The 12645-nt window shown below is 38.4% G+C and carries 10 protein-coding genes; all 10 read left to right on the top strand.

Annotation, left to right across the window (positions count from 1 at the left end; all coding sequences use genetic code 11):
- Window positions 1–81 precede the first annotated feature (81 nt).
- The 10 genes from DB41_RS10010 (at window position 82) to DB41_RS09965 (ending at window position 12530) form a co-directional block, all read left to right on the top strand.
- A complete protein-coding gene (locus DB41_RS10010; RefSeq protein WP_039386895.1) occupies window positions 82–1416 on the top strand; it encodes a hypothetical protein in 1335 nt (444 codons plus the stop codon).
- 142 nt (window positions 1417–1558) lie between these two features.
- The gene (locus tag DB41_RS10005; protein ID WP_039386893.1) at window positions 1559–2887 is read left to right on the top strand and encodes a hypothetical protein; all 1329 of its coding nucleotides are present in this window, start codon (window positions 1559–1561) and stop codon (window positions 2885–2887) included.
- Window positions 2888–2918: 31 nt separating this feature from the next.
- On the top strand, window positions 2919–3473 hold the full coding sequence (locus DB41_RS10000) for a SycD/LcrH family type III secretion system chaperone (RefSeq protein ID WP_039386890.1): 555 nt from the start codon (window positions 2919–2921) through the stop codon (window positions 3471–3473).
- 158 nt (window positions 3474–3631) lie between these two features.
- Window positions 3632–4258 carry a tetratricopeptide repeat protein gene (locus DB41_RS09995; RefSeq protein WP_039386888.1) on the top strand — a complete coding sequence of 209 codons (627 nt, stop codon included), beginning with the start codon at window positions 3632–3634 and terminating at the stop codon, window positions 4256–4258.
- A gap of 3 nt (window positions 4259–4261) precedes the next feature.
- Window positions 4262–4948, top strand: coding sequence for a hypothetical protein (locus DB41_RS09990; protein WP_039386886.1), 687 nt, complete (start codon window positions 4262–4264; stop codon window positions 4946–4948).
- Entirely contained in the window at window positions 4945–5907 is a 963-nt protein-coding gene (locus DB41_RS09985) for a hypothetical protein (RefSeq protein WP_039386883.1), read from the top strand. The genes DB41_RS09990 and DB41_RS09985 overlap by 4 nt, the downstream gene beginning before the upstream one ends.
- A gap of 45 nt (window positions 5908–5952) precedes the next feature.
- Window positions 5953–7227 (top strand): hypothetical protein, encoded by a 1275-nt coding sequence (locus tag DB41_RS09980; RefSeq protein ID WP_039386880.1) that lies wholly within the window; start codon window positions 5953–5955, stop codon window positions 7225–7227.
- Between the two features lie 293 nt (window positions 7228–7520).
- Window positions 7521–9998 carry a hypothetical protein gene (locus DB41_RS09975; RefSeq protein ID WP_039386877.1) on the top strand — a complete coding sequence of 826 codons (2478 nt, stop codon included), beginning with the start codon at window positions 7521–7523 and terminating at the stop codon, window positions 9996–9998.
- 1169 nt (window positions 9999–11167) lie between these two features.
- Window positions 11168–11584, top strand: a complete 417-nt coding sequence (locus DB41_RS09970; protein ID WP_039386874.1) for a hypothetical protein — start codon at window positions 11168–11170, stop codon at window positions 11582–11584.
- A gap of 388 nt (window positions 11585–11972) precedes the next feature.
- The gene (locus DB41_RS09965; protein WP_162180954.1) at window positions 11973–12530 is read left to right on the top strand and encodes a transposase; all 558 of its coding nucleotides are present in this window, start codon (window positions 11973–11975) and stop codon (window positions 12528–12530) included.
- Window positions 12531–12645: the final 115 nt, after the last annotated feature.

The raw sequence follows: 12645 nt of genomic DNA, 5'->3' as shown, positions 1-12645 counted from the left end.
TTAAAAAACTTAAAAAAATCTAAGTAAGAATGCCTAATATTAAACATGAAGTCCTTCATTGACTATAAGAAGGGGTAGGTTATGACCTTTACAACACCATATGTAAATATAAGTGGAATGCCCAGTGCTATTCCTACACGGCTAGAATATACTAATGCTAAAGTGGCCTCTGCTTACTATAATGCTATTATGGCGTTTGTAAGAGTGTTGCAGCTCCAAGGCTCTACGACCTCATCCAATGCCTACCCGGCATCACTTATTTCTGCCTTAAACGTTTCTGAGGTCAATGCTGCGCTTAATCAATTGACTAATCTGGCTAAGTACGGAGTCATTGTAACAAGCTCAGGGCAGATTATCTATCCTAGCTCAATCGTAAGCGCTGGCTTTTTGGCTGCCCATGGCTTATCCGCTAAAGTCCCTCCCTCAGCAGGTAAGTCTTCTTATAATCAACATCTCATGACGATGAGTATGGCACAAGATTATGATGCCATTTTACGCTCTCTTGCAGCAATTGGCGTGAATACCAATGCGGCTGGCAGCAATATTCCCCAGCTAAGTGCTAACCAATTAAAACAATGGTTAGACCTAGCTATTCAAGTCTCCGCAGTTGCTAATGCTGTCCAGGCAGCACAGTTAGAGGGCTATGGAGGAGCACGCGGCTTACAAAGCATTATTGAAATTGACTACGTTCAGACAGGTAACCAGATCATTTCCAAAAATATGGCTCAGCTAAAAAGTGCTTTGAATATGACCCAACAAATTTTAGATAATTTAGCCGAACTTCAAAATTTGCATAACCAAATTACTACAAAATCGAGTGCTTTTAATTTTAACTATGGGGATGGCAGGGGTAAAGACGGGCCATCCGCTTGGAGCCCTGGCTATCAACAAGCGGCAAGTGCCTTCTATAACAAGCCTATTACCCCCGTTATTCTTCCTTCTATTGCTCCTGGATCGTCAGGATTTGTCTCGGCCTATAAGAAATTGGTGAACATCCGTACTCAATTAACTGAACAGCTAAAAACACTTTCAGCGATTACTTCCGCAAGCGATAGAAGCAATGTTACTAGCTTATATTCAAGGCTTACACAAGTTTTAACAGATTTAAATACCTCATTCAGTGTAAATGGCCAACCCGTTCTCTCGACCACGCCACCAGGGCTAGCTTCAGCAGGCTTTAGAAAATGGATGTTAGATAATTATAGTGCTTTTAATAGTAGCGATGCTAATGCAGCAGGAAAGTTTCAGCAAAATATTACCTTTGCTATTACAGCTAGTGAAAACTTAAATGATACTCAAAAAGAGACGGTAAGAAATTATCTTTATATCTTTGAAGAATATTATAAATCTGCGTCCGCAGCTCTACAAGCGATTTCACAAATTATCCAAAAAATGGCCCAGAATATCGCTAGGTAAACTTATTAACAGTAAAAGATAAATAAAAAAATTTACAATATAAGCATGAAGCCTTTAGTAGATCTTAAAGACAGCCTCTTTTCTTTCTACACATAATTTTAAGGTCTTATTAAATAACTTCGGCATTTTTAGGAGGAGCCCTATGACCTCAAGTACTAATTCACAAAATTTTTTAGAAGATCTTAACAGTATTGCTGGCTCATATGTGCTAGATACAAGTCTTTCTTATGTGAGTGGCCAACTAGCTGTGATACCGACTCAAAAATTATATAACACTTCTACCACGAGTGCAGCGACCCTTAATAGCAATTTAACTCCCACCAATTTTAATTCCGTAGATACGACCGACATTACAAGTTTTATCAACCAATTTTATACCAAGGTCTTAGGCTATCCTAGCACAAGCTCCATCCCTTCCGCAGCTTATGATCCTTCCAATTCAGCTAGCCCTTTAAATGGATTATATAATATTTATACAGCCTCAGTGGGTGCCAATCCTGATATAGGAAATACAGATCTTAGTAGCATTATCGATGTTTCCAATCTACCTGGACAATTCAAAGCAGCCTTCTCTGATTTTATCAAAAATTTTAATTTCTCGATCTTATCGAGTAGCAGTACCTCTGAAACTCTCACTCTTAACGGTACTACCTATACAGCTACCCTCAGCAACAACTATGGAAATTTTACTAAAGCTTTCCTCAACTACTTAAGCACCACGACAGTTATCCAAACATCTAACAAATCTAGTGTGTTAAGTTTATTAAATAGCCAAAATAGCACCGGCGTTACATACGTACAATCTTATCAAGCTATCTATGAATCTTTTAATGGTCCGGTAGGAACTTTATCTCAAAACTCTGCTAATTGGACTGTCGCGCAGAGAGTTTTTGTGCAACGCCTTTCTGCTTTCTATACCAGCGAGCTAGCCAAAACCGCTACTAGCAGCCAGCCTTCAGGCTCTTTTGAGGCAAGCCAAGACTTAGGGGACTGGTACTCTTATACGCAAAACCTTTACTACAATCCTCAATTTAGCCCCACTGCCTTAACCAGGGATTCCAATAGCACCTATATCTTAAATGAAGTTTTACTAGCTCTTATCAGCATGCTGGGGACTATACAAAATGTAGCTGCCTCCCAGTCTCAAACTTTAAGCTTCTTATCACAGTGGCAAGCTGCTTATAGTGATAAGCTTAGGCAAATGCGCACTTTTACTCAAGGAGATGGTACAGTTCTAGGAGGCACCAATGGCTGGGACAAAGATGCCGCCCAAGCCACCCGTAACGCACTTAATAACGTCAACCAAAACTACATTAGCAAATTACAGGCCAGCCAACAAACCCTTTCTGATCAAGCCAAATCCTTGCAGGCTAATGTTAATCAAAGTAATGATGCGGCAAGTCAGCAGGGCAGTGTGGCCGACAGCATCTTGCAGCAATTAAGCACAATTTTATCTGCAATTTTCAAATAATCCAGAATTTTCAATATAAAAAGGAAACTTCATGAAAAGTGACGAAGAACAAATAAAAAAAGCTGTAGAAAGCTTAGGGGAACAGCTGAAGAATGATGCAAGCCAAGAAAAGAATGTGACTCAATTAGCTGACGAGTTTTTTAAAAATGGACATATGCCAAAAGACCTATTAAATCTTAGTGATCAGCAAGTGGAAGGACTTTATGCGCAAGGTTACAATTTTTATCAAACAGGCCGCTATAAAGATGCCGTGCAAGTTTTTCGTCTACTTATCATGTTAAATGCTAATGAAGCCAAATATATTCTTGGGCTTGCCTCCTGTTTTCACATGATGAAAGAATACAAAAACGCCGTAGATACCTACACCATTTGCTGTGTGCTAGATCCTGAAAACCCTATCCCCTACTATCACATGTCAGATTGCTTTGTAGCCATGAAAGATTCTTATTCCACAATTATTGCCTTGGAGATGGCGATTAAAAGAGCTGGTAGTAAACCTGAATTTCAAATGCTAAAAGATCGTGCTTTGCTGACTATAAAGCATTTACAAGAGGAAATTAAAGATACTATTAAAGCAGAAAAGTAAGGGTTTCTTTTACTCATCTAGCATTTACACAAGATGAATCAACAGGACAATTTACCTTATCTTAAAGGAGCCCCATGATCATTTGAACCCCTAGAACTGCAAGAAAGACTTCAAACAAACATCTCACGCCATAAAACCTAATGAAGGAGAACTTATCCATGGCAGAAGAAACACAAGACTTTAACCCAGAAGAATTCAGAAAAGCCATTAAAAAGACAGTGGATGCCCATCGAGGAAAATTAAGCGAAGAGGAGGTAAAACTCCAAGAACAAGCGCTGATCGATATTTTTGAAAATGGCATGTTACCTGCCCAAGCTTTAGGCTTTGACGTAAATTTTATGGATTACGTTTATAAATTTGCTTATACCCTTTACCAAAAAAATGAAATTGAAGAAGCCAGCCAGCTTTATCGTTGGCTAAAAGTTATGGTACCTATTGATCAAAAATATACCATCGCCTTGGCCCATTGCTATATTCAGCAAAAAAATTGGCTTGCCGCCGTTGCCATGCTTATGGAATTAGGCGTGCTAAATCCTGAAGATCCATTGCCTTTTGAAAAGATGTGTGATTGCTTGATTGAGGCTAAAGATTATGCCAGTGCTCTTATGGCTATAGAGCAAGCCATAAAAAGAGCTGCAGATAAGCAAGAATACATGCTAGATAAAGAAAAATGGTTGATGACTTACGACTATCTTCTTTCCCAATTAGAGATTGATCCTGCCATTATAGAAAAAGTTAAAGCAGAAAATGAATCTATTACTCATGTAAAAAACTCCGAGAGGTAGACGATGAGCATCTCAGGAAGTGGGACAGGTGCCCCCGGCGGCATTCCAGAATTTTCTCTTCTCAATGATCAAAATGCCGCTATCCATGCTCTACGCCTATCGATGGGCATTGCAAATAATTTAGATTCTATTTCATTTACTGAGATTGACAAGCAAGCCTTATGGAAATATGACACCTCCCCAAGCAAGCCCACTTTACATCCTTTAGAACATATGCGCGTAGAAGTAACGCCCCCGCGAGCTGATGACACGTGGAAACAAGTGCTAGCAGAAATCACGGAGAGGCTGCCCAGCAATGTACGAGCAGCTTACGAACAAAGCTTACAGGCCCCTATAGAAGAACGCAACCCCTCCTTAATAGCGCTAGGAAAGCTATTAGAAGGAGCAGCAAAAGTACTCAATGGAATTAAAAATTCTGCAAATGCTCTAGATTCTCAAAATCCTATCGCAGCCGCTGGCTCGCCATTAGATATTCGCAGGCAGATGAATTTAGAGTTAGCCGAAAAAGCCTTACAAGGCATCCTTAAAGACAGCTTTCCAACTTTTGAAGCGATAAAAAATAGCTTAGCAAGCTTAGGGCCTAATGATCCATTTTTTGATGAGCTAATGGGAGCAGCCAACCAATTAGGCATGGCTTACTCCACCCTTGCCCACATTCATAATAAAAAGGCTGCTGAAGACCACCTATGAAAGAAAACAATAGCGAAATACAAAAAGCTAGAAAAAATCTAGCCCATGCTTTGGAGGCGGTTAAAGAGAGTTATAATAGAAAAAACCATGGAGAATTTCTAACCATTTTGGGCCCGCTGATTAGCTCTTTAAGTACGGTGACTATGGCTCAAACGATTAAGGAAGCTGCCCCCGCACTTTTATTAAGCTTTAAAATTGCTTTGCAAGGGATCGAAAAAGAGGAAAGCTCGGCGGGAATTATGGGAAAAGCTTTAACCTCATCCACTCAAAGGTTAGTAGATTTTATTGTAAGAATCCATCTACTCCAAGAAGATCAAGGAAATAAGCAATTATTGCTAATGATTTCTCGTGGCCTTGTCCTCACCACCATCGCTTTAAGCTGGGCTTTGAGTGACTTTAGATTTACCTACTCCTCACCTCTTAAAGAAAAAGATGAAAAGGAACAACAAAGAAAGCAATCTTTTGGAATTGAGTTAGCTCTAATCCTTACCTTGAAAACAGGCATTTGGCAAAAAATTGTGGAAAGCTTTGTAAGTGCATGTGGAGCCACTACCAAGCAACAGCAAACCCTGACAGCATTAATACTTCCTCTTCTATTAATTTTGTCTTTATTAACAGTGGCTAGGGGGAAGAAGAAATTTTTAGAAGAGCTTTTTCTACATTTAAAGGCTGAATTAGTGGAGGGGTTAGAAAATCTCCAAACTTTTTTACCCTCTTTGGCTGGCGAGCTTGTATCCAACATAGCTTTATATATCCAGCAGGCTACGGCTAGCTTGAAAGAAGAGGATTTTGATCATTTATATCAGGCTTATACAGGGGTTCTTGAAAGCATTGATGCCACCCCTAGCCAGCTCAATGAAGAGATCGAAGAAATTATTTATTTTGCTGAAACTATTTACACGGCATTTAGGAACGGTTCTATAGAATTTAACCATACGACCGTCTCGCAGTTAATATAAAAAATTTAACAACAATTCTCTTCAAAAATAGAGAAGGAGGAAATTATGACATCTGGAAATATCACAGGACAAAGCCAGGGAGGCGGAGTTTATCTACCCTCTTCTGATTCTGGAGCCGTTCCCGCTGCAGGAGCGAATTCAGCTGCCAAAGCAGTAGCTCAGCCCAACCAGGCCTATTATACAGATAGCACCTCCACTGGAAAAGAGGCTGTATCTGCTAAACATACACGCAATCTACTCGCACATATTCCTCCTCCTAATGCCCAGGCTGCCGGGGTATCAGAATCTTCAGGCACAGGCAATCCCTTTTTACGACCCAATCCCTTGGTGGCCTTTTTTATGAATTTTACAGAAATTTCTAATGTCTTACGTCAAATGACCATGGCTCAAGAAGAAATTACTTTATCTCAAATGAGTATGATTAATGAGCTGGCCAAAGGCCAAGCCCAGCAAATTCTACAAGCAGCTGAAAAAGAGTCTAAGATGTATATGGCCAGTGCAATCGCCTGCTTTATGGAAGCAGGAGTTTCATTAGGACAAGCCGCCATGCAATTTAGAGTCAACCGCAATGTTGATAAAGATATGGAAAAACAGAAAGGAACTTATAAAGACGAATCTACACGCCTTAAAGGCCATAAAGCAAATGCTAAACAGCACTACGATGAAGTGTCAGGCCAACACACAGCCAACGAAATGAAAGTCCAACAAATGAGAAATGCGGATAAAAATGTAGCCGAGGCCAAAAAAAACCTAGAAAGTGCTAAGCAAGGTGGCTCTAGAGAAGGAATTACAGCCTCTGAGCAAAAGTTGAAAGATGCTAAAGATCAAAGAGACATAGCTTATGGTGAGGAATTAGATAAAGATACAAGAAAAGGAAGATTAAAAGAAGCAGAAGCTAGGAGTTTAAGAAGCTCTGAGGAGTCTTTGTCTGCTAAAAGAGATTTAAATAGGGCCAATCATGAATCTGAGACAGCAAATTATGAACTGGAAAAATTTAATACTAGCTATGCCATGACTCATGCCAATAGCGTGACTAACAAAATGATGATCTTCAACATGACTTCTACCATGCTAAACAAGTCTACCGAGGGAATGATGAACTTATGGAAATCAGAATTGGTGGTAGAGAAAGCTCAAGCAGAGGCTTTAAAAGCCATGATGGATGCTTACATCCAAAACTCTTTTAAAACTGTGGACTTAATGAATAACGCTAAAAGCGAAAATTCAAAATTGATCGCCGATCTTATGCAGCAACTACGTAAATTTTCTGAGGATGAAAGGAAGCTGGGAAGCTCTGTTGGAGTTCAGTCTACAGGCTAAGCCAGATAAGCATAAAGGAGCGAAGAGGCCCTTTACGGGTCTTTTTGCTCGTCAGTGACGCTGATCGCTTAAATCAGGGAAGCAAAAAAAAATGCTCGGGGTCAAAATCAACCAAACTCATCGCAGGCACACTAGCCCATAAGAGGCAACCAAAGAAACAAAAAAAAGCGATTATAAAGCTTTTAAAAAATTTTTACATTAAATCTATCATCAATAATTAAAAAAAATTTGCAATAATATAAGAAACTTCCATTTTCCTATTTTTATTCTACCAAGTTTTTGAGGAGGACTACATGTCACTTAATACCAATTTCAATACTAATTACAATAATTTTCAAGTGGGGGAACCTGGCGAAGTCAATACTATTCCCCCCACTTTAGGGGAAGATCCACGCTCAACTGATACGGCTAACAAATCCACGCAAACTGCCAAGCCTAGCTCTTTTACTGCTCCTGGAAGTCCTCAACTTCCTGCTCCCTCTGAAGCCGCACAAAAAGATCCCACTCTATTAACTAACGGACTCTTTCAACCTCAAGCCCTCCTCTCCCATCTACAAACTCAAGCCCAAACGAATGCTAATAATCAAAATAGCAATACGAAACCCTTAACTGACGAGGGGCAACGCACCTTATATGCCAATAACTTTAATGCAGCATTAACATCTTATGCAAAAGCTAACAATCTATCCTCCAGCGATGTAGCAAAGCTTACCTTCGCTTTTTATAATTCTACAGCTACCACCGAGGGTACTAAGCTAAATTCTGGCGCCGACCTTAATCAAATTTTACAAACGCTCACAGGGCAAGCCCAGCAAGAAACGTTGAAAGCAGGAGTTGATGTATCTAAGTTAAATCCTGCTGTAGACAACTCCTCTTACAACCTTTCCCTCTCAGACACTTATAATGCTGCTTTTGAAAAAGCGGTAAATAGTGATACTTCGCTTTCTCCCGAAGATAAAGCGGCTCTTATCTATCAGCATTATAACCCTTCCCCTGCACTCAAAGGAGTGGACCAGAATAAACTTAAACAATTACAAAATGCAGCTCTTAAACAAACTAGCCAAAAATTTAGTACTCCAGCAGGGTGGAAACCTCCTTTGAATAATGCAATGTATAATGGAGCTCTAAAGGGGAGCTTTCAAGTTAACCTTAAACTTAATCTCGATGAATATGCAGGTCAGAACAACTTGAACGCTACTGAGCTTGCGGCTCTTAAAAAAGCTATAGAAAACATCAAAGATCCTAGTATTCCTAACGCTCTTAAAGCTATTGCTCAGCAGATCATAAATAAAACAATCAGTGAAACTAAAGTTCAAAATCAATTACCGGTAAATTGGCAGCCATCTGCAGAGCAAATGAAAAATGCTTTTAAAGATATCTCCTCCAACCTAGCAACGACCTCTCTTGTGCAAGCACGCGAGATGCTAAATACTTCGATGGCGCAGTTACAATTACTGATGCCCAATGGTCCGGGTAAGCAAAAAACCATCGATTTACTTATGACGATTAGCAAAGCGATTGTGGAAGCTCAAAATACAATTTATGAAATACAAACCTCTCGTTCCCAACAGGCTAAACAACAAGCCACTGCTAAGCTAGGCATGCAATTGCAGCAAGTTCGCGAGCAGCAAGAAAAAGAAAAAGAGATGCAAAAGCAGCAAGGAAAATCAGGCTTTCTAGGCGTTCTTATGAAAATCATCGAACCGGTAATAAAGGTTATAACCGTATTGATGGCTGTAGCGACAGGAGGTCTATTAGGCCTTGTCTTTGCTTTATTAGATACCACACTCAACTTAACGGGTAAACTCATTGAAGCTATCGTAGACATAGTCTCTAAATTAATAGATAAAATTATCCCCAGTGGCAATGGATTTTTAGATGGGTTAAAGGCGGGCTTAAGAGCTATTACTCAATTATTTGTGATGGCCACTATGGCTATAATGGCGGTGGGTATGCTAGGTCCACAGCTAGTGACTACTATGTTTACCACCATGCTAACAGAGTCTGATATCATTCCTGATTTTTGCCAGATGTGCGGAATTAGTAGAGAACATGCTCAATATATTGCGATGGCGGTGGGAATGGCTATTACCATAACAATTGGAATCTTAAGCTGTATCAATCCAGCTGCTGCTGTCCCTGCGGTTACTCAAGCCACAGCAAGAGCCGCCGCTTCGACTGCGAAGATTCTAAAGCAGGTAATGGACGTCATACAAAAGGCTGTGGATTTAGTGAACAGTGTAAAGATTTTATCTAAAGCTATTAGTGTTACTGGAAAGATAGTAAAAAAAGCCTTACAAGAATTATCTGAGGTTGTAAATGTAATAGGAAGCGTTGCCAAACGAATTGCCGATACAACTTTCCGCGTGTTGGGAAATGTATTAAGCAAAGTTCTTAAGTCCGCCAAAGGTGCCAAAGCTTTAGAGCTAATTGAAAAGCTCCTGACCAAAGCTTTAAAAAATCCCAATACTTTTAATCGTATTCTGGCAGGAGTAAGTATCACTCAATCCACACTAACGGCAGTTAAAAGTGGGATTCAAGGAGGAATGAATGTCTCTCAAGCAATTATTGCTTCAGTGAGAGGTAAATATGATGCTATTATTGAAGAGCTACAAGCCATGATTAAACAGCTGCAAAAGGTTTTAGATGACCTTTTAGACAGCCTTAGCGGTTTAGGGGAAGATTTACTTAGTGTCAAAGGATTGCATGACAACCTCCTTAAAGGCCTACAGGATACCTTGCAAAAAACAACCTCTATCCAGATAAACTAAGAGCGAAAATTAGGTAAACAATATAGTCCGTCTCTTACAAGAAAGTATTTTTAAAGGACCTTAAGCCCTCCTAAAGGGCTTAAGGTGCTTAAAGAGGCTTTATGCCTAAACGTTTTTTAGGGAGCTTTTTAATTCAATTAGTAACACCTTTTTATGCCCAGCCATCCATATCCTCGGCTACAAGCTTTATCTAACAAAAATTACTCCGCTCGTCTTGCTTTTATTGCTTCCAAGTATTCTTAAAAACTTCTTTTAAGGATGTGCTTATCCTATAAAGATTATCAGGGCTAACTTAATGTCATAAATTTTTACTCTTTGATGAATGATTGCTAGTCAAGCCTAGCAGTTAAATTTTACTCCTTTTCTTAGCTTTGCTTTTAGTCATATATTCTATGGACACTGGGTGCATACTCTATCCTATAAAACAGCCAACTCTTAGATAATTAAAAATATTTTAAATGCTTCTTAAAGAATAGCAACTCTTCCCGCTTAAGTGGTTTCCCTTCTCTCTTTCTCTTAATAGCTCTGAGGAGGTTCTTTCGCTAGAATTATGAAGTCTTTTTTATCTGAGAAGATGAAAGCTTAAATGAGCAAGGGACCTTCAAATTTTTTAGCTAAATTCTTATTTAGCAAAGAAAAGGAAAAAGCTAGTTTAAACTTAAGACATAGGGATCTTTTTTGAGAACATTTTGTCAGCTATTAAGATTCTTAACTCCTCTTTTATGACTACTTTATTGCTTCTAAAGGAGGACAAAAAAAAGAGCTCCTCTTCCATTGAATAAAATCTTAGCGATAAAACCTAAACCGTTCAGCAAGTTTTATATTATAATGCATATTTCTTACTCAATAAGATTTTTCAATTTATATAAACTAAATAACTCTCTTCGCACCGAAAATGTATAAGAAATTTTTAAAAATACTCTTCCTTTAAATTTGCTATATCCTTATCCTTAAACGTAATATGATAAATCCTAAGAGATTATCTTAAAGCTAAGAATGAAAAGCCTATTAAGAAGGAATAGAAGTAGTTTTTTGGCTGCTCCCTTAAAGCGAAGGAAGTACAAAACAGCCTTTAAGGCTTGTTGCTTTTTAAGTAGTAAAGGCCCATTTAACAAAACTTTTCCTAATACTAATGAAGCGATATTGTTAAATTCGTAAACAAGGATACTATGAGTAATGCTGATATCGACGAGCAACTAAATAAATTGCTATCTATTAAAGAAAAAAGTTACACTTTTACGATAGGTTCCAATTTGCATGATAAACTTGAGAAGCATCTTTTTTCGCTGAAAGCGATCAATAAAAAATGCTCCAAGGGAAAATGGGTTTATGAGGCTATTGCTGAAAAGCTTAAATTGGAAAATGTCGGTGATTTATCCAAACAAAGAAGAATTCAAGTTTTTTTGGATGACAACATCTCTAATGAGATTGAAAAACGTATTCAAATTTTCAAAAAAGTTTATTCCAGCTATTCAAAAAAACAGTGGATCTTAGAAGCTATCCATGAAAAGCTAGACCGAGAATTAAAGCTTATTAAAGAAGAGTTTAAAAAGACTTATGCGACTGAAATGGATTCAAGTGATTAACTTAAAGTTATAAGCCTCCCAATAATTTATACTCTTACCTCTAAATTGCTTATCCTCCACCTTTAAATTTAAACTTTGTAAGCCTTTATACTCGATCATGTACTTTTTTCTTGTTGACTAATTTTTAATAAAATAATGTTGTAGCTTATCAACTCATTAAAAATAATTTTTTGTCTATATTTTCCCAGTCCCCCTTCCTTTTATTAAAGAATATCTAAATCAACTTAAAGTGGCTCTCAAACAAGGAAATTCCCACAATAGCTTATTCAAAATTCAATGGTGTTGGCTGACTTTTTGCTTGATGGGAATATTAATTACAAATTCAATCTGTTGGGCAAAATTTGAAAGGGCTGGGCTTAAAAGCTATAAAAAGATGGCTTTATCGGCCATGTTTAGACGTGCTAAGATTGCTTGGAACAGGCTGCTAATCTGTAGTGTTCGCGCGGTCCTACGTAAACATGGCATCACAGAAGGGGTTCTTATTATCGATGATAAAGATCACAGTCGATCAAAAAATGCTGAGAAGTTGCCTCATTTACATAAAATCCGTGATAAGAAAACGAGTGGTTATTTTTGTGGCCAAAATATAGTATTTCTTCAGCTAGTGACTAAAAAATTTTGCATTCCCGTCTCCTTTGCCTTTTATTCTCCTGATCCTGTACTCACAAAATGGCAACAGGAAGTAAGAACACTAAAAAAGTTAGGAATTTCTAAAGAAGACCGTCCCAAAGAGCCTAAAAGGTCATTAGAATATCCAAAAAAGTATACACTGGCTTTGCAATTGCTTAAAAATTTTGCTTGTGAATTTCCTGCTTTTAAGGTCACTTGTGTACTGGCTGATGCTCTTTACGGCAATAGCTTGTTTTTAGATGGAGTAGAAGCTATTTGGCCTGGAGTGCAAATCATTACTCAACTTAAGAAAGAATCAAAAAGTCATGCGGGGTAAAAAGTCTCTCTCATGCCAAGAATTCTTTGAAGCCTACAAAGGCTGGAATCAGGAAATTTTCATACGCGGTGATAAAATAAATGGAGTGCAAGCCGGAGGAGCAAGGTTATATGTT

The organism is Neochlamydia sp. TUME1 (assembly GCF_000813645.1).
GTDB lineage: Bacteria > Chlamydiota > Chlamydiia > Chlamydiales > Parachlamydiaceae > Neochlamydia.
This window is presented reverse-complemented; position numbering and strand designations above follow the sequence as displayed.

Coding starts and splice junctions, on each gene's coding strand:
- DB41_RS10005 (WP_039386893.1), top strand. CDS start 1,559: ATGACCTCAAGTACTAATTCACAAAATTTTTTAGAAGATCTTAACAGT.
- DB41_RS09970 (WP_039386874.1), top strand. CDS start 11,168: ATGAGTAATGCTGATATCGACGAGCAACTAAATAAATTGCTATCTATT.
- DB41_RS09995 (WP_039386888.1), top strand. CDS start 3,632: ATGGCAGAAGAAACACAAGACTTTAACCCAGAAGAATTCAGAAAAGCC.
- DB41_RS09990 (WP_039386886.1), top strand. CDS start 4,262: ATGAGCATCTCAGGAAGTGGGACAGGTGCCCCCGGCGGCATTCCAGAA.
- DB41_RS10010 (WP_039386895.1), top strand. CDS start 82: ATGACCTTTACAACACCATATGTAAATATAAGTGGAATGCCCAGTGCT.
- DB41_RS09985 (WP_039386883.1), top strand. CDS start 4,945: ATGAAAGAAAACAATAGCGAAATACAAAAAGCTAGAAAAAATCTAGCC.
- DB41_RS09975 (WP_039386877.1), top strand. CDS start 7,521: ATGTCACTTAATACCAATTTCAATACTAATTACAATAATTTTCAAGTG.
- DB41_RS09980 (WP_039386880.1), top strand. CDS start 5,953: ATGACATCTGGAAATATCACAGGACAAAGCCAGGGAGGCGGAGTTTAT.
- DB41_RS09965 (WP_162180954.1), top strand. CDS start 11,973: ATGTTTAGACGTGCTAAGATTGCTTGGAACAGGCTGCTAATCTGTAGT.
- DB41_RS10000 (WP_039386890.1), top strand. CDS start 2,919: ATGAAAAGTGACGAAGAACAAATAAAAAAAGCTGTAGAAAGCTTAGGG.